Genomic DNA, 24,273 nt, shown 5'->3' with positions numbered 1-24,273 from the left:
TAACCTTTGAAAAGGCACAAGCTGGTGTTATTCAACATGTTATAAGAAAAGAAGTGTAAAGGATTGTTGAGAGGTTGGCGAGTACGCTTTAGGCCAGTTTTTTACGCTGGCCTATACAAAAGTGACAGTAATAGCAAAACTTGTTCATTAGTTCTTAGTCGGCTTCTAGCGCGTTAGCTTCTGCTTTAGTAATTTGCATTTCTCGCCACCAACTATCGTCAGCATCCACTTCACCCATAGCGTTAATAGCAGGCAGTGGCAAACCTTTGCGTTGGCATAGTTTGTACAAGCGAGGATAACCGTTTTGGAATGCCAAAGCCTGACATTCTTCTTCCGGCAACTGCTGTGTATTGTACATCCCCGCAATAGTGCGTTGGCGCTGTGCTTCATAAAGAACCAGAGCTGCAGCTACCGATACATTAAGCGACTGCACCATGCCCATCATGGGAATAACGATGTCTTGATCGGCAATGGCTTTCGCCTCATCAGAAGCACCATACTTTTCCTGACCAAACAAAATTGCGGTAGGTTTGGTGTAATCGACATCACGGAAATCTACCGCGGTGTCAGATAAATGGGTAACCAACACCTGCATGCCTTGGCCTTTTAACTCAGCCATCGCATCGTTGATATTATCGTGATTGGTTTGGCGCACCCATTGTTGGCTGCCCATAGCCGTACCACGGCGAAACTGGTATTTCTTTTCCCACACGGTGTGAACGCGATGAATACCTACTGCGTCACACGTTCTTACGATTGCCGAAACATTATGAGGCTTGTGCACATTTTCAAGGCATACCGTTAAATCGGTTTGTCTTTTTTCCAACACATCTCTAATGCGCTGGTAACGCTCAGGTGACATGGCTTACTCCGGCAGTTCCATTACACCATCAATTTCAATTTGTGCACCTTTTGGCAATGCAGACACCTGAACGGCAGCGCGCGCTGGGTAAGGCTTATTGAAGTAACGGCTCATAATTTCATTAACCGTTGCAAAGTGACCTAAGTCAATAAGAAAGATGTTCACTTTCACTAAGTCGTTTGTGGTGCCGCCAGCAGCGTCACACACCGCTTTGATGTTTTCAAAAACTTGTACCGCCTGGGCTTCAAAGTCGTCAGAAACCATTTCCATTGTTTCAGCAACAAGTGGAATTTGACCCGAAAGATAAACAGTAGTACCAGCTTTTACCGCTTGGCTGTAAGTACCAATAGCAGCAGGTGCCTTATCGGTCTGAATAATAGACTTAGACATAGTAGTTCCTAAATTTTGTAGTAATTAGTGTCGTGATTGACTATGACGAGACACTTTCTGAACTTCCGGCATGGTGCGAATCTTCTTCATTACGCGCGCCAAGTGCACACGGTTGTGCGTGGTAAGTTCTAGGTCGATAAAGTAGATATTACTCTCTTTTTCTTCAGTTTGCAGACCAATGATGTTGGAATCGCACCCTGAAATAGTGTTCGTTAATGTTGCCAGTGTGCCCTGATGGTTGAATAGTTCAATGCGCAGAGACGCTTTAAATTCACCTTGCGGATTGTCGTCCCATTGCATAGGCAACACGCGCTGCGGCTCTTCACGGGTAAGCTTACGAATATTGTTACAGCCGATTTGGTGAATGGTCATACCGCGGCCGGGGCTCAATACCGCTACAATTTCGTCATCAGGAATAGGGTGGCAACAGCGAGAATAGTGAACAAGCAGGCCTTCTGTGCCGCGAATGGCTACATTACCTTTCTTATCTGATAAGTCTGTTGTGCTCTCACCTAATAAACGGCGCGCTACAATTGCACTTAGCTCGTTACCAAGGCCAATATCTACTAACAAATCGTCAAAATTAGCGTGCTTGGTTTCGGCTACCACACGTTCAATATCTTCGTTTGGAATATCGTCTAGTTTCACGCTGCCTAACGCATGGCGCAGTAGACGGTTACCCATGTTCACCGCTTCTTGAGAATGCTGCTTACGCAGATACTGGCGAATACGGGTGCGAGCACGAGCGCTCACCACAAAGTTTAGCCAGTTCGCATTCGGCTTCGCTTTCGGCGAGGTAATAATTTCCACGGTTTGACCATTTTCAAGGGGCTTACTTAAGCTGAAGTTTCTGCGCTCAACCCGCACACCTACACAGGTATTACCTACATCAGAGTGTACCGCGTAGGCAAAGTCCACAGCGGTTGCGCCCATTGGCAGTTCAATGATTCGGCCATCTGGGGTGAATACATAAATTTCGTCAGGAAACAGGTCAGTCTTAACCGACTCGATGAATTCAAACGATGAACTGGCCGATTGTTGTAGCTCAAGCAAGCTTTGCATCCACTTGCGCGCACGTAGCTGTGCAGTAGTGCCGTTATCACCAGGCTCTTTATAAAGCCAGTGGGCCGCTACCCCTTTATCCGCCATCTGATCCATTTCCTGAGTACGAATTTGAATTTCAACAGGAATACCATGAGGACCAATTAATGACGTGTGCAACGACTGATAGCCGTTAGTACGAGGTATAGCGATATAGTCTTTAAAGCGGTTTTCAATTGGCTTGTATAAACCATGCATAGCGCCAAGCGCGCGATAGCAGCTGTCCACCGATTTAACGACTATACGAAAAGCATAGATATCCATTACCTCGTTGAACATGAGTTCTTTGTTTTTCATTTTTCGGTAAATGGAATACAGGTGCTTCTCGCGGCCTAATACATCAGATTCTATCTCGTAGGCATCAAGGCGCGTGTTAAGCTCTTCGCGAATATTCTCGATGATTTCTTTACGATTGCCACGTGCCTGACGTACGGCAGATTTCAATGCGCGATGACGCATGGGGTACATGGCTTGGAAACCTAAATCTTCAAGCTCATTTTTAATATCGTGAATGCCCAAACGATGGGCAATAGGTGCATATATTTCTAGCGTTTCGCGTGCGATTCGACGGCGCTTATCTGGTCGAAGGGAGCCCAGCGTGCGCATATTGTGAGTGCGGTCGGCAAGTTTAATAAGAATAACCCTGATGTCTTGCACCATGGCCATCATCATTTTGCGGAAGTTTTCCGCCTGCGCTTCTTGTTTAGTGCTAAAGGCAAGTTTATCTAGCTTACTAACCCCTTCTACCAATTCGGCAACGGTCTCACCAAACGCTTCAGCTAAATCTTCTTTGCTGTAATGGGTATCTTCAATAACATCGTGAAGAAGCGCCGCCATGATCGTTTCGTGATCAAGGTGCATGTCTGCAAGAATACCCGCAACCGCGACAGGGTGAGTAATGTACGGGTCGCCACTTGAGCGCATTTGTCCATCGTGCGCTTCTTGGGCTAGCACAAAAGATTCCTGGACCAGCTGTACGCGCTCTGCTGGCAAATACTCTAAAACTTTCTGCTTTAAACCTTCAAACAAATACACAGTGGAGCGTGACCCTTATCTAACGTTACAACCCTAAGAATACGTTTAATTGTGCAATAAGCCAATACACCAAAAGCAAAGCGCCAGTGCTTTTTTCAAAGCACTGGCGCCAAAATATCGATAAAACCGTTAAAAAGAGGTCTTATTGATCAGATAGAATATTTGCTACTGATGCAAATTCAGCGTGTTCTTGCTGCTCTTGTGCTTGAAGTTCTGCTTGTTCAAGTGTCGATGCAGTTACAAGACCTTCTTCGATTTCACGAAGTGCTGTAACAGTTGGCTTGTCGTTTTGAACGTCAACCATAGGATCTTTGCCTTCAGTGGCAATTTGACGTGCACGGCGTGCAGCAACAAGCACTAGGTCAAAGCGGTTACCAATTTTATCTACGGCATCTTCTACAGTTACGCGAGCCATGTATTTCTCCGAAAATTAGGTTGAGCAAGTTATTCAAAAAACGGCCGCGTAGTATACACAGATACGTAGCGCGATCCTAGCATTTTGTTTGAATTTGAAGCAGTCAGATCGTACGAAATATGCAGCGATCGCTGTAAATTAAAACAAAACACTTATTGTTTGGTTAAGCTTACGCGCTACCGAGCAGTTCGTCCAATAGCACTTGATGACGCATTTGCTGTTTTACTGTACGCAAACGCTGCGCTGTCACAATGGCTTCTAAGTCACTCAATGCAGTCGCAAAATCATCGTTAATGATCACGCTATCAAATTCACTAAAGTGAGACATCTCTGCTACTGCTTGTGCCATACGCCCTGCAATCACTTCTTCACTATCTTGGCCGCGGTTGTTTAAGCGCTGCTCTAATACATCGAGTGACGGAGGAAGAATGAAAATACCACATGTGTCTGGCATGAGCTTTTTGACTTGGCGAGCACCCTGCCAATCAATATCTAAAAACACATCAATACCGCGATGCAATGTTTGCTCGATAGTCACGCGGGAGGTGCCGTAATAATTGCCAAACACTTCCGCATACTCAAAGAATACGCCTTGTTCGATAAGCGCTTCAAACTGCTCTCGGCTTACAAAATGATAATGCACTCCGTCTACTTCACCCGGACGCGGTTGACGCGTGGTATGAGATACAGACACCTGCATAGGCGTGGCTGCATTTCCTTCATACTTTTCCATTAGTGCCTTGATAAGGCTTGATTTTCCTGCTCCAGAAGGAGCAGCAAGAATAAATAAATTGCCGAGTAGTGAAGCCATAGGATATTAAAATTCTATCAAAATGTGGTTATTTCAAGTGGCAATGATAGCATATGAAGCCATTGCGCCGTAACTGCGATTATCTGGTTTATCCATTGATGGTGCATACTCTTTAGTCGCAGACCGGAGTTAGCAAAATAAATAACAATAATAATTTTCTAAAGATGATGGTGGCAGAAAAAGTACTCTGACCCCACGCCTTTTTGGAAAAGACAGAGATTGCCCGTGAGAAAGGATAACCATTGGTAATAGGGTAACAACAAAATTAGGAAACAATGAATGACTCAGCAACTTCTGCCGTGCGTAGAGATAAACCCATCCACTACGCCTGATGCCTGCGTTATCTGGCTACACGGTCTAGGCGATTCAGGCCACGGTTTTGCGCCTATCGTGCCTGAACTAAAGCTTCCTGAATCAATGGCCGTCAAATTTCTATTCCCCCATGCACCTGAACGCCCCGTAACCATTAACGGTGGAATGCGTATGCGTGCATGGTACGACATCAAATCACTGGACTTTGAAAGCCGTGCCGATTTAGAAGGCGTAAAAGAATCTGCTGCACAAGTAGAAGCACTTATTGAAGCGCAAATTGAAAGTGGTATTCCTAGCGAACGCATAGTACTTGCTGGGTTTTCTCAAGGCGGGGTAATTGCACTTCACCTAGCACCTCGATATGCCCGTAAGTTTGCTGGCGTTATTGCACTATCAACCTATATGAGTGAGCCATCGCTACTTGCAAGTGAGGCAACAGACACAAATCGTGAAACGCCTATTATGATGGCGCACGGCGAACAAGACGAAGTGGTACCCGTATTCATGGGCAATGCGGCATTTAAAACGTTAAACGAAAACGGTTTTAAAGCCACATGGCAAACCTACAACATGCAGCACAATGTATGTATGGATGAGCTAAGCGATATCAGTGATTGGCTTCAGAAAGTTCTAAACTAAGTTTCACGAAGCATTATTCAGTGTGATAGTTAGCTATAAAAAAGCGAATTATCACACTGCGTCAAGCGCCTTTGCGGCTATTCCCTTATATTCACGCGTTGCGTTCATACTTTGCATTAAGATTCTAAACAGGTCGTTTCAAACATCTCGCTATTCTGCAACGCGGTTTCTCCCCCCATTTTTAGCTTTATAGAGATTATCATCAGCGTGCTTTAAGCTAGCGTGCAGTTTGTCGTCAGTAAGCGCAGTAGCCACACCAAAACTGGCGGTAATGTTGTGATTGATATCCCCTTCTATAAATGGATTTTCTTCAACAACCTTTCTCATTTTTTCCGCAAGTTTTACGCCTTGGCTCAAAGGCGCTAGAGGAAAGAGTACTAAGAACTCTTCTCCGCCAGTACGCGCAACAATGTCAGAGGCTCTAACAGCACCTTTGATAATGCTAGTGAAGTGGATTAGCACCTCATCACCAATATCATGACCATAGGTGTCGTTAATCTTCTTGAAATGGTCTATATCGACAACCACTGCGGTAAGAGGGAAATAGGCGCCAGGGTCTTTCATGGCACGTTCAAAAAAGACGGTTTCTAAAAAGCGTCTGTTTGGTAATTTGGTTAGCGGGTCTGTGTTAGCTTGCCTCATGCGCTCTAAATTTTCACGCAGCATTTCTTTTCGGCTTTTGTGCCAGAAATTTTCGCCAATAAAGGCAACGCAAATAAAACAGAATGTGGCAATTAAAAATCGTGAAACATGCTCATCAGGGTATTTTGCAACAATAACGTCTTGGTTATACAGCATATAAATCGCCAGCCCTATGGTAACCGCAACATAAAGCATAGCGGGTTTAAATCGCACCACTATTATTTGAATAAAAAGTAGTGGAAATATGAAGTACAAGCCCGTGTTGTTCAGCCCGCCGGTATAAACCAAGGCATTGATGGTAAAAAGAACAATAAGCCCTGCGAAATAATAAAACACATCACTTTTGGGGAAAATATGTGAAAGCGCAACGTTGAGGTAAATAACGGTGGCAGATGTAGCTAATACACTAACCAACAATGGGTTATTGGTACCAAAATTGAGCCACGCCATAAATGCGATTATGGTGCCACCAACATAGGAAATGAAATACAACGTCAGTTTGCGTCTTTTTACTTCAGCTTCGTCTTGTTGCGCGTTTCTTAGTAATTGTCCAATTGGCGTGTTGTCCATCTAACAACTCTACTCCCCAAATTTATAAGCAGACACTTCGTCCAACTACAGCATAGACGTATATTTGCACAAAAACCAAGTAGAAAACTGCGCCTAATTTCAAACATTAACCCAGAAAATGCGTATACTACGAAGTATCTCGTATAACGTTGTGTTACAGCGTTTAAGTTTCTTTTTTTACAGAGTTTGGAATAGCCATGAGTCACCTCAACACTACCCGCACCGTTCGAATTGCTACTAGAAAAAGCGCGCTAGCGCTTTGGCAAGCAGAGTATGTGAAGGCAAAATTAATGGAGCATTATCCATCAATGACCGTTGAGCTTGTGCCTATGAGTACGCAGGGCGATAAAATTTTAGATACGCCATTGGCGAAAATTGGCGGTAAAGGACTGTTCATTAAAGAACTTGAAATAGCCATGTTGGAAGGCCGTGCTGATATCGCGGTTCACTCAATGAAAGACGTCCCAGTAGAGTTTCCTGAGGGCTTTGGTTTACACGCTATTTGTGAACGCGAAAACCCGTTTGATGCCTTTGTTTCTAATGACCACGATAGCCTAGATGCGTTGCCACAAGGTGCAGTTGTCGGCACATCTAGCCTTCGCAGACAGTGCCAAATTCGCAAATATCGTCCAGATCTCATCATTAAAGATCTACGCGGTAATGTGAACACGCGATTAGCAAAGCTAGATGCGGGTGAATACGACGCCATTATCCTAGCTTCCGCTGGCCTTATTCGCCTTGAAATGGAATCTCGTATTCGTATGCCGTTGCCTGCCGACATTTCGCTGCCGGCTGTAGGCCAAGGTGCAGTAGGTATTGAATGCCGTAACGACGACGAAGAGCTAATTAACTTGCTACAAGCGTTAAATCATACCGATACCAACACCCGTGTTACCGCAGAGCGCGCCATGAATGAAAGATTGGAAGGCGGCTGCCAAGTACCTATTGGTAGTTTTGCTACCCTAGACGACGACGTACTAACCTTAACTGGTATGGTTGGAAAACCAGATGGCTCTGAGTTGCTGTTTGCGTCTGCTACTGCGTCACGGGAAAAAGCCGCAGACATAGGTGTTGAAGTAGCGGAAGCGCTATTAGAGCAAGGTGCCGGAGAAATTCTTAAAGCACTTTATAACTAAGTTATATTTAGTAGAAGCGCGCATTTTTACGCACATAGGAATGCGCAGCAAACTTAAAAGGATGAGAGTTCGATAATATGCTTCTGTTCACGCGCCCACTGCCAAAATTAAAAGCGAGTGCTTCGGCTTTCGAGCAAGCGGGCATTAAAGCGGTAGGGGTAGCCACCTCTGACATAATTGATATCTCGTCTGAACGAAAAGCCGCAGCAGAATATTTAGCTTCAAATACAGTAAACGCAATTATTGTTACCAGCGTATACGCTGTGAATAGTGTTATTTCGGGGCTGCGTGACACAGCCTCCCCACTCCCTTTGATTATTGCTGTTGGCGATGCCACCGCGCGCAAACTGCAGGCAGGCCTTGAAACGTTTTCTTCGGCGAACGTTGTTACTCCAAAGGTCCATACATCCGAAGGTATACTGGCAATGCATCAGCTTAATGAGGCAAACTGTAAGCATGTCGTTATTATTAAGGGTGAAGGTGGACGAGAAGCCATAGCAAAAGGATTAGACGAAAAAGGTATTTTAGTAAATAGCTTTTGCGTTTATAAAAGGGAGCAACTTACACGCCCAGTTTACACAAAACGTTGGAAAATGGGCGAAGTTAGCGGCATTATCGCTACAAGCGAAGCAATGGCACTGCAACTGATAGAACAATTTGGTAACGCTTTGTTAGCCTTTAAATGGTTAACAGTGAGTGACCGAGTAGCCCAAACCCTTAACAGTAAAGGTGTTAAAGAGGTAGCGGTTTGTCAGCGAGCCACCGATCAGGCACTCATCGCCTGGGTAAAGGATAACTGGGAGTATTGAATGGCCAACAATAATGAAAATAGCCCACAAAAAGAGGAACTCGTAAAAGTGGAAGCTGAAAAAGAAGTAATTGAGTCTTCTGCCACGCAGAGTGAATCGACTGAATCTGGCACTAAGAAAAAGAAATCATCAGGCAATGGCCTGCTATGGTTCGTTGTAATCATTTTGTTCTTAGCCGTAATAGGCATGGCTGGCGCGGGCTACTGGTATTACATGCAGCAGCAGTCGGCTAGCGCAGATTCCGCTAACGCACAGCAAAGCAACACGGCAAAGCTAAACAATATAGAACGAGAACGTAGCGAAATCTTAGCGTCGCTAGAAGACGTGTCGCGAACGAATAAAGCCTTACAAGATACGGTAGATGAACTTAAGTCTGAGAACGAGAAACTTAGCTTACAGGCCGAGTCTACCCTTCAACAGCTTAACAATATGGAAGGTCGCCGCCCAGCCGACTGGCTAATTGCAGAAGCTGACTATTTAGTTCGTATGGCTGGTAGAAAGCTTTGGCTGGAAAACGATGTTCGCACAGCAATTTTGCTATTGGTTAATGCAGATAAGCGCTTAAAGTCTTTGGCTGACCCGTCGGTACTACCCGTTCGCGCTAACCTAGCTGAAGATATTCAAACGCTACAGCAGCTAAACCCTGTGTCGCAAAGTTCGGTGGCGCTTGCCCTTACGGGCATGATTGCGCAAATCGATAAGCTGCCACTGGATACCTTCGAAAAGCCTGAAGATGCTAACGCAGAAGACACCACCTTGTCAGAGTCGGCTGACGACTGGCAGGACAACCTTGCGAAAGTGTGGCGCTCGTTGGTAAATGATTTTCTTACCATTAAAACTATTGAAGGCCCGGTTGAGCCAGTGTTATCGCTAGAAGCGCAGTTCCTGGCAAAAGAGCAGCTTCGTCTGCAGCTTATGCACGCACAAACCGCCGCGCTTCAGGGCGATGCAGGGCTTTACAGTCAATCGCTTCAATATGCACAAACGCTGCTTATTGAAAAATACGACACTGAGAAGAGTCAGGTAACCGGCTTTGTTGACGCACTACAAAACCTGATAGCCACCGATATATCACGCCCAATTCCTACAGAGCTAGCGTCACAAAAACCGCTAGAGCGTTTGCTGGATAGCCGTGTTAAGCAGGTGTTTGGACAAGGAGCAAGTGCACTATGAAATGGTTAGCTATTGCCCTTGCGGTATTAGCCGCATTCGTTGTTGCGCTTATTGTTGGTCCAATGATACTTGGCGATAAAGGTTACGTACTTATTTCTCTAGGCAGTACTGCTATTGAAATGACCGTGATCAGCTTTTGTATTTTGGTCATTGGTGCCGTTATTGCCTGGTATGTGTTATCCCGTTTTGTTTTGTGGGCGTTAAGCTTAATTACAGGCTCACATAAATGGTTCGGCACTTTAGGTGAACGCAAGCGCAAGCGCGCATTTTACGATGGCTTGCACGCCATGGCTGCAGGTGATTTTGATTCGGCGCAAAAAGCTTTAGGCAAAACCACCAATGGTGATTTCGAAGGTGTTAACTACTTGGCCTCAGCGCAAATTGCATTTGCCAACGGCGATTTGGCCAAAGCCCGCTACTTCCTTGTTCAGGCAACTGACTTTCCGAAAGCGAAAGTAGCCGCAACGATAATGCATGCACGCATTGATCTGGCTGAAGAAAAGTTCGAGGCAGCACTCGAAAAGCTTAACGAACTAGACGAGCAAGATCGTGACAACAAGCAGGTTGTGCAATTAAAAGCGCAAATTCTTGCCAAGCTAGGTAAGTGGCAGGTGCTTCAAGAGAATTTATCAGGCTGGCGTAAAGCCTTGCCTAAAACTGACTACACCTCGTGGAGCCAGCGTATTGCTAAAGGTAAGTTTGCAGAAATTGCCAGTAAGCAAGGTGCCGTTGAGCTTAAATCATACTGGGACACCCTGCCTCGCAAATTACGTCACGACGACGCTTATCGCGCCGCTTACATTCAACAACTTCTTGACCAAGGTATGCATGCCGACGCTCAAAATTTGTTAGTTGAATGGCAAAAACGCGGGCCGAACAGCGCGCTATTCCCGCTGTTCACGCAGCTTAATATTCCTGATGCATCACCATCATTACGTTTACTTGAAAGCTGGATAAAGCAAGACGAAGAAAACGTTGAGCTTTATTCCACGCTAGGCCAAGTGGCATTCAACTCGGGCGATGATGTGTTAGCTGAAAAAGCCCTGCTTAAAGCCACTAAAATGCAGTCGCGCAAAGAAGACTTATTGCTGCTTTCTGCCATTAGTGAACGCAAGCATGACACAGCCACCGCCCTTCAGCTTTACAAAGAAGGGCAGCAACTAGCTAGCTAAATGAATATTCGTTTAGCTTTCTGGTAGTACTTGTAATCCAACTAAAGTTGAAGATATAGTAAAAGGGAATTCTCAATTCGGGCTGTTTCAACAACAAACAGCGCAAATTGAAACAAACAACTTGTCGGAGTGCTTCACTGGTAACCCAGTAAGCTGAGACCGCGAAAGTGGGATCCGTAGAACCTGATCAGGCTAGTACCTGCGAAGGGAACAAGAAAATACAATGTGCACGATGTTGAGCAGCAGTTTGGCATTGTGAGGCAAGGTTAGATTACTTAGTGGTTTGTTTGTCACTTTCATAACGGGCACCGAGCGTTAACTTTGAGATAAAGCATCAAATTTCAATGATGCCATTTCTGACTCAAAGTAAATTGCTTAAGGCCTTAAGAACAAACAACAGTAAACAGTAACGGGCTCATTCTTAGCTTCTTTACTTTCAACCTCGCTACAGTAGAAGGTTCCGCCCTTCAAACACTTACACACTGTATTCTCCTTCACTCCTGACAAGCATTTTTAGAACCTAAATTTACAAGGTAAAATGCTATGTCGAACAGACGCGAACAACGCCAACAAGCTCAGCAATTCATAAATGAACTAGCGGGCGAAGCTTACCCCAATTCAACGCGCCACTACGAGTGTGGCAGCCGCGACGATATCCGTGTGGCCATGCGCCTTATCCACCAGCACGATAGCCTAGTCGGTGGCACCGAAGAAAACCCTATCTTAGAGCCGAACCCACCAATTCCGGTGTATGACACCTCTGGCCCCTACGGCGATCCGCAAGAAAATATTGATGTTCACAAAGGCTTAAGCCCACTTCGCCAAAAGTGGATTGAAGAGCGCAGCGATACCGTTGAGCTTGAAGGCGTATCATCAAGCTTCGCGAAAGAGCGTGAAAACGACATATTTACTGAAGATTTTCGCTTTATCCGCAGCCGCAAACCGTTAAAAGCGAAAGCCGGCAAGAACGTCACCCAGCTTCACTATGCAAGACAAGGCATTGTTACCCCTGAAATGGAATACATTGCCATTCGCGAAAACATGGGCCGTCAAGCCATTAAAGATGCGGAGCTAACGCAGCAGCACAAAGGAGAGCACTTTGGCGCGAACTTGCCCGATACCATCACGCCTGAATTTGTTCGCCAAGAAGTAGCCGCAGGTCGCGCCATCATTCCATGTAATATTAATCACCCCGAACTAGAGCCAATGATTATCGGCCGCAACTTCTTGGTGAAAATTAACGCGAATATTGGTAATTCGGCAGTTACCTCGTCAATCGAAGAAGAGGTAGAAAAGCTGGTGTGGTCAACGCGCTGGGGCGCCGATACTATCATGGACTTATCTACCGGTAGAAATATTCACGAAACCCGCGAGTGGCTGCTGCGAAATAGCCCGGTACCTCTTGGCACCGTACCTATTTACCAAGCGCTGGAAAAAGTGAATGGCGTAGCCGAAGATTTAACCTGGGAGATGTTCAAAGACACGCTTATCGAGCAAGCTGAGCAAGGTGTGGATTACTTCACCATTCACGCAGGCGTGTTGCTTGAATACGTGCACCTTACCGCAAAGCGAGTTACTGGCATTGTATCGCGCGGTGGTTCAATCATGGCGAAGTGGTGTTTAAGTCACCACCAGCAAAGCTTTTTGTACGAACACTTCCACGATATTTGCGAAATTTGCGCGAAATACGATGTAGCGCTGTCGCTAGGTGATGGCTTGCGCCCAGGTAGCGTGGCCGATGCCAACGACGACGCGCAATTCTCAGAGTTACGCACCCTTGGTGAGCTGACCAAAATAGCTTGGGAATACGATGTTCAGGTAATGATTGAAGGTCCAGGGCATGTGCCAATGCACATGATTAAAGCGAACATGGAAGAGCAGCTTAAACACTGTCACGAAGCGCCGTTTTATACCCTTGGCCCGCTTACCACAGACATTGCACCTGGCTACGATCACTTCACCTCAGGTATTGGTGCCGCCATGATTGGTTGGTATGGCTGCGCAATGCTGTGCTACGTAACGCCTAAAGAGCATTTGGGTTTACCTAACAAAGAAGACGTTAAACAGGGGCTTATCACGTACAAAATAGCGGCGCACGCTGCCGACTTGGCGAAGGGCCACCCCGGCGCGCAAATACGCGACAATGCTATGTCGAAAGCGCGCTTCGAGTTTAGATGGGAAGATCAGTTTAACCTTGCATTAGACCCCCACACTGCGCGCGCTTATCATGATGAAACCTTGCCGCAGGCCTCTGGCAAAGTTGCGCACTTTTGTTCTATGTGCGGCCCAAAATTCTGCAGCATGAAAATTTCTCAAGAAGTACGCGATGTCGCTAAACAAGCTGAAACCCAAGAGATCGAGAAAGAGAAAGGCATGAAAGACATGGCTGATGCGTTTAATCAGTCGGGTGCTCAGCTTTATCACACTGCCGATAGCAAGGTTGAGTTGCCATGATAAACAGCCACCTAGCCAAACCCGTACTAGAGCCGCCTAGCGTTAGGTTGCCTGTGGTATGGTGCATAGGCGGCGTTGACTCAAGTGGTGGCGCGGGTATAACCCGCGACGCTATCACACTTGCCGATTTAAGCGCTCATGCCTGCGTGCTCACCACACAAATTACTGTGCAATCAAACCAGCAACTGCTTAGTAAAGACAGTATGAGTGCATCTGCGTTAAACCAGCAGTGGCAAGTGCTTTACGAAGATACGCCGCCACGCGCTATTAAAATTGGCGCTATCGCAAACGATGAGCAAGCACTTTTACTTTGCGCACGTATTCAGTCTTTAATAAAGCCTCGCCCGTTTGTGATATGGGACCCTGTGCAGGTGTCTTCATCTGGCGGTATGTTAAGCGACTTAAGCGAAAGCGTTGTTGACGAGTTGCTGAACACGGTTGATTTGGTTACCCCAAATATCGACGAGCTCGCTTGGCTGTCTAATTTGCCGGTAAACGACGATACCAGCCTAGCGTCAGCAATAAACCGGCTTATTGGAAAAGGGGCAAAGAGTGTTTACGTTAAAGGCGGCCACGCCGAATGGCAAACTCAGGTATATGACACCTTTGTTTCTGCCTTGCACACCCTTCGCTTTAGTCAGCCGATAATCAATAACGGTAAACTTCGGGGTACTGGCTGCATGTTAGCAAGTGCAATTGCAGCATTTATCGTTCACGACTATTGCATTGAAGATGCCCTCACCCTAGCAAATGCCTATGTATGTGAAGTAAGGCGACGTACCTTTTGCGAGCCTGATACGGACAGCACTAAGGCACATAATCATAGGGCTAATTTGCCCAACTACTTCCCGCGAACTAACGGTTTCCCCGCCCACGCCGCAAGTTTTCCAAAGGTAAATTTTCACCAAGGTAGCGCTGTTTTTTACAATAAAGATTTGTGCCTAGAGAATTTGCCGAACAGCGACCTCCCCTCAGAACGTGCGCAAGGTAATGTAGCCCGTTTCCCTACACTCACTCAGTCGAACCTAGGCATATACCCCGTAGTAGACAGTGTTCAGTGGATAGCACGGCTTTGGCCAACGGGCGTAAAAATCATTCAGCTACGGGTGAAGGAAGGGTCACAACAAGACATTCGCCAACAGATAAAAGAGGCCATTGAGTTAGTGGAACACACCAACTGTCAGTTATTTATTAACGACTATTGGGAGTTAGCCATAGAGCTTGGGGCTTATGGCGTACATCTAGGTCAAGAAGATCTCGACACTGCAGATTTAAACGCCATTCGCAATGCCGGACTAAGACTGGGCATTTCAACTCATGGATTCGCTGAGATTCAGCGGGTTCGCGCACTAAACCCTTCTTACATTGCCCTTGGCCATATCTTTCCAACCAATACCAAAGACATGCCGTCTAAGCCCCAGGGTATAGAGCGATTGACAAAATATGTAAAGCTGTGTGAAGGCATACCCACCGTCGCCATTGGCGGTATTAACTTATCGCGTATAAGTGACGTGGCTAAAACCGGCGTAGACGGGATTGCCGTGGTTAGTGCCATTACTCATGCGGAGCATCCGCTGCAAGCATACCAAGCGCTGGCACAGGAGGCGGGTTTTGCTTGAGCATCAGGACATACAGCGTTACAGCAGGCAGCTCTTGCTCGACTGTATCGACCACGACGGCCAGCTTAATTTAGCAAACGCACACGCTGTGGTTGTGGGGTTGGGCGGCCTAGGAAGCTTAACGGCCCGCTATTTAGCTGGCGCAGGTGTTGGCAATATTACATTGATAGATGGCGATACTGTCGATATCAGTAACTTACAGCGCCAAGTTAGCTACAACGAAATGCACTTAGGTGAGCTTAAAGCTAAGTCGCTGTATAACGAACTTCGCAAAGTTAACTCTGATCTAAACATTCAATATAGAAGCAAGTTTGCTGATAGTAATAACTTACCAACCTTAATTTCGTCAGCCACCTGTGTACTGGATTGTACCGACAACATTACGGTAAGGCGGCAGGTTAATGCGGCGACCTATCGCGCCTCTATTCCGCTTTTTATTGCAGCCGCCAGCGGCCTTACATGGCAAGCACTTAATTTGCCGCAAAATTCGAACTCCTGCGGTTGTTACGAGTGCCTAGTAAATAAGGTTTCCGTGCGTGAAGACTGTTTGAGCAAAGGCGTACTTGGCCCTGTTGTCGGTATGGCCGCTTGCCATCAGGCAACACAAGCTTTGTTGTTTTTAGCAAAAGGTTTTCAAGCCGACATTAAGTGGGGGCACTACCTAACTGGGAATGCAGGCCTAGGTTCGCTACAAAGCTTTGCATTACCCCCCTCTTCTACTTGCGAGGTTTGCAATGACGCAAATTAAAGTAAACGTAAACAATCAACCTATGAACGTGATTTCGCCCATCTCACTTAGCGAGTTAATTGCCCTTAAACAACTGAATGACGACGGTACCGCCATTGCTAGAAATGCCGCCATAGTGAGTAAAAAAGAATGGTCGACCACTTACCTTAAAGACAACGACACCGTTGATATCTTCACCCTAGTTGCAGGAGGCTAATATGCTAACGCTTGCAAACCACACTTTTTCATCACGTCTTTTAACCGGTACAGGAAAATTCAGCAACGCCACCACTATGAAAGACGCAGTGGCCGCTGCACAAAGTAACATTGTTACCCTAGCAATGAAGCGCGTGGCGAGTAATAGCGCGCAAGACGAAACGCTAAAGGCGCTTCGAGAGTTAGGTGTTACCCTGCTGCCTAACACATCGGGGGCTAAAAATGCCCAAGAAGCGATATTTGCCGCAGAACTTTCTTATGAAGCGCTAGGTAGCCCATGGATAAAGTTGGAAATTCACCCCGACCAGCGCTACCTGCTGCCCGACCCAATCGAAACTCTTCAGGCCGCCGAAACTTTGGTAAAAAAAGGGTTTAACGTACTGCCTTACTGTGGCGCAGACCCCGTTTTGTGTAAACGCCTAGAAGAAGTTGGCTGCGCCGCTGTTATGCCGTTAGGGGCACCCATTGGTAGCAATCAGGGCTTACAAACTAAGCCTTTCTTGCAAATTATTGTTGAACAAGCCTCTATTCCGGTCATTGTAGATGCAGGTATTGGCAAGCCCAGTGAAGCAATGGCGGCAATGGAAATGGGCGTAGATGCGGTGTTGGTGAATACGGCTATTGCCACTGCCCAAAACCCTGTTGCCATGGCAGAGGCTTTTGCAAGCGCTGTAGAAACAGGCCGAAAAGCGTTTGAAGCAGGGCTTGGTGCAACATTTGATTTGGCGCAGGCCTCTAGCCCGCTTACTGCCTTTTTGGAGCCTGCGGTATGAAGGTAGCACAAGCGCTAATGCAGCAAGACTTAGCTCATCTAGCTATGTCAATTAACAGTAAAACCGCGAGCGATGTAGAGCGAGCGTTAAACGCAAATACACTTTCGTTAGACGACTTTATGGCGCTTATCTCGCCTGCCGGCTCACATTACTTGGAAGCCATGGCAAGTCGCGCGCAGGCACTTACCCGTCACCGCTTTGGCAATACCATGCAGCTATTTGTGCCTTTGTACCTGTCGAACTTGTGTGCCAACGAATGTACCTATTGCGGCTTTACCATGAGTAACAAAATAAAGCGCAAGACTCTATCTATAAGTGAAGTGCTTACCGAAATCGAAGCTATTAAAGATATGGGCTTTTCTCAGGTGTTGCTTGTGACTGGCGAACACGAAACCAAAGTGGGCATGGACTATTTCGAGCAAACCCTCAGCGCCATTCGCGACAAGGTAAGCTACCTTATGATGGAGGTACAGCCATTAAAGAAAGAGCAATACGAAGCCCTAAAACACCAAGGCTTAGATGCTGTTTTAGTGTATCAAGAAACTTATTCGCCCCAGCAATACGCCAACTACCATACCCGAGGTAAGAAACAGGATTTTTTATGGCGACTGGAAGCCAGCGACCGTATTGGGAAAGCGGGTATAGATAAAATAGGCATAGGTGCGCTACTTGGTTTAGGTGATTGGCGGGTTGATAGCGCTATGACCGCTCTTCACGGCAAATTAATCCAGCAGCATTATTGGCAAAGCCGTGTATCTATTGCCTTCCCGCGCCTAAGAAGCTGTGAAGGTAACAACACTGGCGGTAATGCGCTCACCAACAGTAAGCTGCCAAATGAGCGAGACTTGCTGCAGCTAATTTGCGCCCACCGCTTGTTCAACCCGCAAGCGGAATTATCCCTATCTACTCGCGAGTCGGCTGCGTTTAGAGACGGCGTAATGCCGCTTGGGATAACGTCTATGAGTGCTGCATCTCAAACTCAACCGGGTGGCTATAGCGAACCCTCGCAGGCATTAAATCAGTTTGATATTGATGATAGTCGCTCGGTGCCAGAAGTGGTAAACGCGATTGCAAGGAAAGGACTAGAGCCTGTTTGGAAGGATTGGATGCCCTTTGAAGCACGAGCATAAATGTTTCCGTTGAAGTAGCAGGTAAACGCTGCTTTATCACGCGCTATAACATTAGTTTTTTTAGGGCAAAACAAATAAAAAATTTGTTTTGCTTTCGTGTAAAACCCTCCGTAGAATCCGCCCAAATTTTAGCCAGACGCTATTTTTAAGCGTCTGGCTTTTTCGTCTTATTTATCCCATATTACATTTATCAGAAGTTAAGGAATTGGCGTTGGATACTTTTGAATTTATTCAAATTCGAAAATTTATTGTGAAGCTTGGAAAAATGCTTCACAAATACGGTACGCCTGCATTTCGGCTAGAGGCCTACCTTGGCGACGTGGCTGAGTATTTAGGCGTACATGCCTCTTTTATCTCTACTCCAACCTCGCTTACTTTTGTTATCTGGAGCGACCGTCACGAAGACGAATACAACCACTCGGCGCGATTACAGCCAGGCGATTTAGATATGAATGCGCTGTCGCTAACCGATGAATTAGCCAGCGAGCTACTATCGGGAAACCTTTCGCTAGCTGAAGCCGATAAGCGCCTAAATGAAATAGATGCCATGGGCAGCCCCTACGGTAAATTATCTACCGGTACGGCATTTGCCATGGCCACCGGTGCATTCGCTATGCTAATGGGTGCAAGCTGGAGCGAAATAGGTTGGTCTGCTGCGCTGGGAATTGTGGCCTACCTGTGGACGTTATGGGCAGAACGTTCGAAGCGCGTAAACCTAATGCTAGAGCCTGTTACCGCATTTGTAGGCGGCATTTTAACCTGTGCCATAAGCCAGTACGTGGACCCAGGAATTAACATTCCCTTAGTTGTGCTTTCATCGGTGATTGTATTTGTGCCTGGGCTTGCGCTGACGATGGGCTTAGCCGAGCTTTCATCGCGAAATATGGTGTCGGGCACAGCCCGTACAATGGACGCCATTATGCAGCTATTTAAACTGTATTTCGGTGCGTTCTTAGGTGTTTCGGTAGGTTTTAGCGTGTTTGGTGAAAATGTGTATACACCAGCTGAATCCCTGCCCTATTGGGCAACCTGGCTTGCTGTGTTTTTACTGTGCATTGCGCTAGTTGCCATATTTAGAACCCGAATTAAGCACATACCTTGGGCACTGGCAGCTGCGTTTATTGCTTACAGTGCAACTGCATGGAGTTCAGATTACATGAGCCCCGGGCTTGGTGCATTCGTAGGCGCATTTGCCCTAGGCATTTTTGCTAATGCGTTCACCCGCATTGCCGATCAGCCCGCCACCATTGTTGCAATGCACGGGCTTATTGTTCTGGTGCCTGGGTCTAAAACCTATATTGGCTTGAACTCGTTTATGACCGGCCAAGACTTTGTAAAGGCCGATCATTTGGGCCAAGAAGTGTTTCTTATCTTCATGTCGCTAGTGGCTGGGCTTATCTTTGCTAACGTGGTGGTGCCCACTAAAAAAGCTCTGTAACACTACGCGAGGAGCTGCCTGAAAGAACCAAGCTTATGTTGCGCTACAACGCTGCCTTTTGAATGCAAGATTCCTTCAAACCAGAGTAGACAAAAACAGTGCAACCAAAGACAGCCTAAAAAAAGTCAGTGCAATGAGGCAGCGTGGCTAAAAGCGCTATTTAAGTAGCTTGATTAACGCTCGTCCTAAACGGGCGTTAAGCGCACCGGCGGCAATGGCTTCAGCCGAGTTTTCCATAAACTTGGCTGACAAACTGCCGCCAATCTGGTTGGCTACTTCGTCGGTGGCTAGGTCGAATACGCCCTGCGCAGCAATATTTTGTGCCAGCACTTTTAGCAGCTTCCAATTCCCCACAGTGCTTGGCCTTAGCCCATATACACGGGCCATACGGCGAATGGTACGAAAGCTAATCCACACGACAGCAAAAGTTTGAATGAGGTTATTTGGGCTTATAAATGCCAAGCTTCCTGCCGTTACCGACTCTTTATTTAGTACCTTATGCGCTTTTTCCTGCACCGGCTTCAAAACCGTATCTTCGTACAGGCCAAGGCGTTCTGGACCCGTCATGTCTTCTTGAAGCTGCTGCTGATAGCGTTCGAAACAATGGGCTGCGTAAGACCCTCTAGAAAAGCGTTTGCCGTGTTGGGTCAATACACGGTCTATTTCTTGTGGCGAGGATGGTGTATCCACTGAAGGCTGTTGGCCCGCTGAAGGCTGTTGATCCGCTAAAGGCTTTTTACCCGCTGAAGCTTGTTGATCCGCTGAAGCTTGTTGATCCGCTGAGGGCTCACCTTTATAAGCCAGTAAATCACGGATAACACTGGCGTCTTCCATCGCTGTATTTACTTGCTTATAGCCGCGCCACTCTTTAAAGCTTAAAAAGCTAAAGCAGCTAACAAAACCCACCAGCAGCGCACCCACAACGCCTGTTCCAATGGGGTGCTCAGAAATGTTCGCGGCAAGAGTTGTATAGGCTTCAAAAACAAAAAAGCCAATCAACGACACTACACCAAACCCTAGGGTTGCGGCACCTAACGAAAAGCCGTCTTTCTTAGCTTCAACTTCCCATACATCTTCACCAACCTGCTGCGGAAGCTTGGTTTCAGGCTGTGCGATATCTAACGTTTGTGTTTTTACTTTGGTTTTGTACTGCGGCTTTTTCACTGCACTACTATTTTGCTCGCCCTGAGACGCAGTTTGAGATCGCGTGCCTGCTTCATCTTGCAGGTCGCTATTTTCGCCATAAAGCGCTTCGCTTCTTTCGCTTCTAGAAATGGACGAACTGGGCGAATTGCTAAGATCGGACGAGCTAGGCGGCTCAGGGATTTCGTCAAATTTATAAGGTCTATCACTCATTGTTGCTCTCCTTTGCCCAGTAAAAATTGAAGCAATCTGTCTACACCCTTACCCGCTAAAATACGTGCTTTAAAATCGCTGGGCACACTTACATTGGGTACTGGGAAGTGGCTGCCCTCTTCCATATCTTTTAGTGTGCTGGGTATGGCTTCAAATGTAGATTCTACATAGTGACCATCAGTGTCTTTATAGCGAATAGCGTCTTCATTGCTGCCGTCGTCGGTGACTTGCATGCTAGATACTAAAAAGTGCTCGAACTGGATAGGTTTTCCATCGAACCGAGCTCTGGCCCCTTCGGTAATTTGGGTAAGCAAATTAAGTAAATTACCGCGCTGACTTACCGGCACTAAGTCAGACTTAGTGGCCACAAATGCCACTTTACCTATTTGCTCTTTTTTTAAAATATTGCGTGAAAACCACGTACTTTGCCCGTACACAAAGGTATCGGCTAAATGGCTTAAGGTTTCCTTTAACTGATACAAATGCTGCCTGCTATGATTTAGCCCTTCAAACAAGTCCACCAGAATTATTTGTTTATCGGTTTCTTTAAAAATGGACTGTTTTAACGGCGTTAGCCAAGCACTTTTAAACTTCGAAAAATGCTTATCAAATATTTTAAACCACGGGTGCGACACATCGCTGGTAATGCTAGAGGGCAGCGGCGTAAAGCCAAAAGCCTGCCAATCAAAGTCGCTCGACTCCAATAAAAAGCTGCCCGGCTGTAGCAAAGATATACCGTTAGCTTTAGCTTCAACCAAATAATCGCGGTAGGCATTAACAAGCAGTTGAATGCGCTGTTCTGTGGGCTCTTGTTCAAAGTCGAACTGATTAACAAAGGCTTTCCACTGGCTGGCAAAGTATTGTTGCGGCCCGCTGCTAAGCTGCGCCCACGCAGAGTCTGACCAATGGGCATAGGTTTTACTTAACATGGGAATGTCAGTAACCCACTCTCCCGGGTAGTCAATGAATTCAAACACCACTTCGGTATGGGGCAAAACATGGCGCTTAAGTGAAGCGGTTTCTTTTAAACGTACCACTAACTTAAAGCCAAATGCTTCTTCAGTAGCTTTAGGCCACTGGCCGTTTTCAAGATCAGCAATATTCTCTAAATGCGGGAAGGGTTTATAGCCTTCAATGGGCTCAATGCGCATATCAAGCACATGGGAAGGCGGCAAATATCGCAGCAAAGGTAAGCAAGCATAACCCTCTTCGCTACGGCTTTTCAGCATGGTGATAAGGCTGGTAAACAGCATGGACTTACCGCTTCGACTAAGCCCAGTAATAGTAAATCGGTGCGTTTCTTTGTTAAACGCACTACTTAGTTTGTCGCCGGTTAGCGACGCTATTTCCCGAGTTTTGTCAAAAAGCGTAGCGATATTTTTCTGCATTATTGTTTTATATTCTGCCTTTGCAGCTCCTATACCTTTGAGCCTATCTCAACAAACATAACGTGCCGAGAGGGGTTGCACTTACTTTGCTATAAAGTTCGCGATATAAGAGTAATGAGGTTTTGTACATGTAAAAGCAAGGGCAGTGCCATTTAAACACGCCGCTTAACAGGAAAAGCCAGGTTACCCTTAGCCTGCAAGTTAATGTTCGCGCGTTTGATTGAAGAGCTTTTTCTTTATACGGTTTTTGCTGGAGTGCCAGTGGTTCTTAGGTTTGCGAGGTGCATTCTCGATAACATGCTCAAAATCAATATCCGACTTTTTAGTTGGCGGTACATGTGCACAAAAGAATGTTTCAATTTGTGACTGCGCCAACCTTTTTAGGCTTTCACGATATTGATTGGGATGACATAGCGGATACGGTGGTACTAGCTCACCTTTCACCTGCACTAACACATCGGCAATATAAGCCTGCTGCGTAGGCATGTGCTGAAGCGTTAAGTCGTGATCGGTATGACCCGGCGTGTACATTACCTGCCAATCGGGAAAACCCGGCAACCGTTGATTGTCGGCAAGCGTGATATCTGGCGCTAATATTGGATTATACCAAATAGGCATTCTAGGCTTGCCAATACGGTTTGCCACCCACCAGGTTAGCAGCAAATCAATACCGTGAGCGGTACGCCCGGCGAAGCCCGCATACCACTTAATCGCTTTGGGGTGTGAAGCTACCTGCGCGCCTGTGCGCTTTCGCAATTTAATGGCGCCACCGGCGTGATCGGGGTGCATGTGAGTAACAACAATAAGCTTTAGGTCTGCTAAGGGGCGACCTAATGTTTGCGTGATGTACTGACACACCTTGTCTACATCGGCTCGGCTACAGCCATCTAGCAATAGTATACCCTTGCTGTCTTCAACCAGATAAATATGCTGAATATAGCCTGCTAATGTGTGAATTTTCATTACCGCTTCCTTTTCACCCGAACCTGCAACGCTTGCTAAAAGTACTTCCTAATAAGCCTAAGCACTTACTTCTACTTACCCATGTATTACCTATATATCTTGGCGCTTTTTACTGTGAAAGTTACCAGCCATTACTACGCAAAACCTTATGCTAATACCCGCATTTCATTAGCGTTGCTTGGAATGAATCCTATCAAAACCTATCTGGTATGACCAGATTCAGCAAACAAGTGTAGCATCAAATCCCGTAGCCACATCAACCCTGGCTCGCCTTCTTGTTGGCTATGCCAGTAAAGGTGTGTTTCCAATGCGGGTATTTGATGAGGGAGTTTAGTGCTAATCAGGTTATCGTCGCTCACCGCATCGGCCACCGAACCAGGAAGAGTTAATAGGGCATTAGTGTTAGCCACTACATCGGCAGCCGCACGATAGTTTTGGCAGCGCCACAGCGAGGGCCGACTTACGCCCAATTGTTGCAGGGCAATCTCTTCCACAGACGCCCCTTTAGCACGATTAGATACGGTAATGTGACGGGCCGCCACATACTTTTTCTTATCTAAACTTTGTGCCAATGGGTTTTGCTTATTCATCAGCACTTTGTAGGTATCGCGACGCAATAACGAGTGTGAAATAGGCGCGGCAACCGCACGGCCAATATCAATAACTAAGTGAAGATTTCGATTTGATAGGTCTGCCAACATGGTATCGCGATGTAAGCGAGTGCTTACTATTTCAATGTTGGGTGCTTGTTTTTCTAAGGTTGAAAGCAGTACAGGCAACACGCCTAACTCTAACGACTCCTGCATGGCAACGACAAAACGTTGATGGCTGTGTAGCGGGTCGAAATCGGCGAACTCCCCTAACGCCTTTCGAATATCGCCCAAAGCTTTTAAGATAGCTGGCGCTAGTCTTTCGCAGGCAGCGGTAGGCAACATACTTTGCTTTTCTTTTACAAAAAGCGGGTCGCCTAAAATATCCCGAAACCGGCGCATGGCATGACTGACTGCCGAGGGCGTAATGTGCAGTGCCTCGGCGACGCGGGTCATGTTTCTATGCTGCCACAGTGCTTCGAAAACCTTTAGTAAGTTCAAATCTAGCTTTTCAAATTGCCTGTTTTCTAACACCTGCCCACCATGAATAAA

The 24,273-nt window shown here is 46.4% G+C and carries 22 protein-coding genes and 1 riboswitch; of the genes, 12 read left to right on the top strand and 10 right to left on the bottom strand.

What is annotated here, in order from left to right; all coding sequences use genetic code 11:
• Positions 1-154: 154 nt before the first annotated feature.
• The 5 genes from trmH to gmk form a co-directional block, all read right to left on the bottom strand.
• A complete protein-coding gene (trmH, locus tag IW644_RS10540; RefSeq protein ID WP_269917562.1) occupies positions 155-862 on the bottom strand; it encodes a tRNA (guanosine(18)-2'-O)-methyltransferase TrmH in 708 nt (235 codons plus the stop codon).
• A 3-nt stretch (positions 863-865) separates the two neighbouring features.
• The gene (locus IW644_RS10535) at positions 866-1,252 is read right to left on the bottom strand and encodes a RidA family protein (protein ID WP_025257011.1); all 387 of its coding nucleotides are present in this window, start codon (positions 1,250-1,252) and stop codon (positions 866-868) included.
• A gap of 24 nt (positions 1,253-1,276) precedes the next feature.
• Entirely contained in the window at positions 1,277-3,388 is a 2,112-nt protein-coding gene (gene spoT / locus IW644_RS10530; protein WP_269917561.1) for a bifunctional GTP diphosphokinase/guanosine-3',5'-bis pyrophosphate 3'-pyrophosphohydrolase, read from the bottom strand.
• A 142-nt stretch (positions 3,389-3,530) separates the two neighbouring features.
• Positions 3,531-3,803: a DNA-directed RNA polymerase subunit omega gene (gene rpoZ, locus IW644_RS10525; protein ID WP_179981967.1), complete on the bottom strand. Its 273-nt coding sequence runs from the start codon at positions 3,801-3,803 to the stop codon at positions 3,531-3,533.
• A 169-nt stretch (positions 3,804-3,972) separates the two neighbouring features.
• Positions 3,973-4,614 carry a guanylate kinase gene (gene gmk, locus IW644_RS10520; protein WP_179981966.1) on the bottom strand — a complete coding sequence of 214 codons (642 nt, stop codon included), beginning with the start codon at positions 4,612-4,614 and terminating at the stop codon, positions 3,973-3,975.
• Between the two features lie 279 nt (positions 4,615-4,893).
• On the opposite strand from gmk, the gene IW644_RS10515 reads away from it, so the two are divergent.
• Complete coding sequence (locus IW644_RS10515; RefSeq protein WP_179981965.1) at positions 4,894-5,565, top strand: alpha/beta hydrolase; 672 nt, start codon at positions 4,894-4,896, stop codon at positions 5,563-5,565.
• Positions 5,566-5,715: 150 nt separating this feature from the next.
• On the opposite strand, the gene IW644_RS10510 is transcribed toward IW644_RS10515, so the two are convergent.
• Complete coding sequence (locus tag IW644_RS10510) at positions 5,716-6,777, bottom strand: GGDEF domain-containing protein (protein WP_269917560.1); 1,062 nt, start codon at positions 6,775-6,777, stop codon at positions 5,716-5,718.
• A gap of 197 nt (positions 6,778-6,974) precedes the next feature.
• Between IW644_RS10510 and hemC the strand changes: the two genes are divergently transcribed.
• The 11 genes from hemC (at position 6,975) to IW644_RS10455 (ending at position 19,424) form a co-directional block, all read left to right on the top strand.
• Positions 6,975-7,913: a hydroxymethylbilane synthase gene (gene hemC, locus IW644_RS10505; RefSeq protein ID WP_269917559.1), complete on the top strand. Its 939-nt coding sequence runs from the start codon at positions 6,975-6,977 to the stop codon at positions 7,911-7,913.
• A 77-nt stretch (positions 7,914-7,990) separates the two neighbouring features.
• Positions 7,991-8,722: a uroporphyrinogen-III synthase gene (locus IW644_RS10500; RefSeq protein WP_269917558.1), complete on the top strand. Its 732-nt coding sequence runs from the start codon at positions 7,991-7,993 to the stop codon at positions 8,720-8,722.
• Entirely contained in the window at positions 8,723-9,895 is a 1,173-nt protein-coding gene (locus tag IW644_RS10495) for a uroporphyrinogen-III C-methyltransferase (RefSeq protein ID WP_269917557.1), read from the top strand.
• Positions 9,892-11,067 carry a heme biosynthesis HemY N-terminal domain-containing protein gene (locus tag IW644_RS10490; RefSeq protein ID WP_269917556.1) on the top strand — a complete coding sequence of 392 codons (1,176 nt, stop codon included), beginning with the start codon at positions 9,892-9,894 and terminating at the stop codon, positions 11,065-11,067. Before IW644_RS10495 ends, IW644_RS10490 begins: the two co-directional genes overlap by 4 nt.
• A gap of 115 nt (positions 11,068-11,182) precedes the next feature.
• Positions 11,183-11,294, top strand: a riboswitch (TPP riboswitch).
• Between the two features lie 316 nt (positions 11,295-11,610).
• Complete coding sequence (thiC, locus tag IW644_RS10485; RefSeq protein WP_269917555.1) at positions 11,611-13,521, top strand: phosphomethylpyrimidine synthase ThiC; 1,911 nt, start codon at positions 11,611-11,613, stop codon at positions 13,519-13,521.
• Entirely contained in the window at positions 13,518-15,140 is a 1,623-nt protein-coding gene (gene thiE / locus IW644_RS10480; protein WP_269917554.1) for a thiamine phosphate synthase, read from the top strand. Before thiC ends, thiE begins: the two co-directional genes overlap by 4 nt.
• On the top strand, positions 15,133-15,888 hold the full coding sequence (locus tag IW644_RS10475; protein WP_269917553.1) for a HesA/MoeB/ThiF family protein: 756 nt from the start codon (positions 15,133-15,135) through the stop codon (positions 15,886-15,888). The genes thiE and IW644_RS10475 overlap by 8 nt, the downstream gene beginning before the upstream one ends.
• Complete coding sequence (gene thiS, locus IW644_RS10470; protein WP_179981957.1) at positions 15,875-16,084, top strand: sulfur carrier protein ThiS; 210 nt, start codon at positions 15,875-15,877, stop codon at positions 16,082-16,084. The genes IW644_RS10475 and thiS overlap by 14 nt, the downstream gene beginning before the upstream one ends.
• 1 nt (position 16,085) lies before the next feature.
• Positions 16,086-16,856 (top strand): thiazole synthase, encoded by a 771-nt coding sequence (locus tag IW644_RS10465; protein WP_269917552.1) that lies wholly within the window; start codon positions 16,086-16,088, stop codon positions 16,854-16,856.
• The gene (gene thiH, locus IW644_RS10460; protein WP_269917551.1) at positions 16,853-17,986 is read left to right on the top strand and encodes a 2-iminoacetate synthase ThiH; all 1,134 of its coding nucleotides are present in this window, start codon (positions 16,853-16,855) and stop codon (positions 17,984-17,986) included. The genes IW644_RS10465 and thiH overlap by 4 nt, the downstream gene beginning before the upstream one ends.
• Before the next feature lie 211 nt (positions 17,987-18,197).
• The gene (locus IW644_RS10455) at positions 18,198-19,424 is read left to right on the top strand and encodes a threonine/serine ThrE exporter family protein (RefSeq protein ID WP_269917550.1); all 1,227 of its coding nucleotides are present in this window, start codon (positions 18,198-18,200) and stop codon (positions 19,422-19,424) included.
• A gap of 156 nt (positions 19,425-19,580) precedes the next feature.
• Here the strand turns inward: IW644_RS10455 and IW644_RS10450 are convergent, their stop codons facing one another.
• The 4 genes from IW644_RS10450 to IW644_RS10435 form a co-directional block, all read right to left on the bottom strand.
• Positions 19,581-20,780 carry a YcjF family protein gene (locus IW644_RS10450; RefSeq protein ID WP_269917549.1) on the bottom strand — a complete coding sequence of 400 codons (1,200 nt, stop codon included), beginning with the start codon at positions 20,778-20,780 and terminating at the stop codon, positions 19,581-19,583.
• A complete protein-coding gene (locus tag IW644_RS10445; protein ID WP_269917548.1) occupies positions 20,777-22,168 on the bottom strand; it encodes a YcjX family protein in 1,392 nt (463 codons plus the stop codon). The genes IW644_RS10450 and IW644_RS10445 overlap by 4 nt, the downstream gene beginning before the upstream one ends.
• A 201-nt stretch (positions 22,169-22,369) precedes the next feature.
• Positions 22,370-23,131, bottom strand: coding sequence for an MBL fold metallo-hydrolase (locus IW644_RS10440; protein WP_269917547.1), 762 nt, complete (start codon positions 23,129-23,131; stop codon positions 22,370-22,372).
• A gap of 200 nt (positions 23,132-23,331) precedes the next feature.
• Positions 23,332-24,255, bottom strand: coding sequence for a LysR family transcriptional regulator (locus tag IW644_RS10435; RefSeq protein WP_269917546.1), 924 nt, complete (start codon positions 24,253-24,255; stop codon positions 23,332-23,334).
• Between the last annotated feature and the right edge of the window lie 18 nt (positions 24,256-24,273).

The organism is Alteromonas sp. PRIM-21 (assembly GCF_027563165.1).
GTDB lineage: Bacteria > Pseudomonadota > Gammaproteobacteria > Enterobacterales > Alteromonadaceae > Alteromonas > Alteromonas macleodii_A.
Note: the sequence above shows the minus strand (reverse complement) of the source record. Positions and strands in the feature narration are given on the sequence as shown.